Below are 1,113 nucleotides of genomic sequence, written 5' to 3'. Positions count from 1 at the left end.
CGAGAAGGTGTTTCTTGTTTAGTGTCAGAAGAATTAATTGGAGTTGAATCTGGAGTTGTAACTGTTTCTGAGATAGGAGAAATAAATTGTTTCTGAACAGGTTCGTTTGGCGCTACATCAGAACGAGAAGATATTTCTTGTTTAGCATCAGAAGACTCGATTTGAGGTGAATCTGGAGTTATTACTGTTTCTGGAATAGTTTGTGGTGTTGTGATGTTCGCATCATTTGTTTTTCTAAAGATGCGTTTAGCTAAATTCTTTAACGAACCGAAAGCACCTTCAGACGAAGACGATGAAGATTCTATATTTTGTGTAACTGTCTGTTGCTGCTGAATTTCTGTCTCTGATGAGGAAATTCGATCTGTTGGAATAATATCTGAAGGACTAACAATGAGGGATTTTTCTAATGGAGGAAAATCATTTTCAGGTATAGTTAAGTCAGATGGTTTTCGGACAATTTCTTGCTCTGTTGGAGCAATATCTGGTTGAAGTTGTTCGTTAATCAGACTCTCTTGCTTTTGTTTCTCTGGAGATAGACTCGGAGGAGGTCGATCGCTTTCTTGTTCGTCCTTTTCCAAACTTTTTGTAGTCTCAGATTGAGCTTTTTTATATTTTTGTAAGGTTGAAGGTAAATTTGGTGCTGGAACACGATCTACGGAATTTTCTTGGCCCGATCGCGCTTGTAGATTGTTAGATTGACTGCGATCGCTTTCCAATTTTGCAACCAAATTTGTTCGCGCTTGTTCTAACCACGAACGTCTCGGTGATGCTTGTCCTAGACTTGTTTCTTTTGGTTTTTGTGTGGATATTTGTTGTGTTTGAGAAGGAGATGAAGGTACTACATTTTGGGCTTCTACATCCCGTTGAATACTTACTGGAATTTGTGTACCTGGATGTTGGTCAAAACGACTTCTTTTTAGTAATTTCTCTTCTTGAGAAGAACTTGAAGGAGAATTAACCGGTGATTTTTCTTGTCCTGTTGGAGAAGTCTTTTGAGATTGAGGAGAAACAAACTTTTGTAAATTTGGGGGTATTTGTTGCGAATCAGAAGGCGCGATCGCATCATTTTCTTGAGAAGAAGATGAAGGAGTTATATTTTGTGCTTGTTCTTTT

The 1,113-nt window shown here is 38.1% G+C and carries 1 protein-coding gene; it reads right to left on the bottom strand.

The genetic code is table 11. The features are described 5' to 3' along the window. On the bottom strand, positions 1 to 1,113 hold a 1,113-nt coding region (locus JUI58_RS18475; protein ID WP_204105283.1), incomplete at both ends, for a hypothetical protein.

The organism is Spirulina sp. CCY15215, from assembly GCF_016888125.1.
GTDB lineage: Bacteria > Cyanobacteriota > Cyanobacteriia > Cyanobacteriales > Spirulinaceae > CCY15215.
The sequence above is the reverse complement of the archived record's forward strand: the minus strand, read 5'-3'. Positions and strand labels throughout refer to the sequence as shown.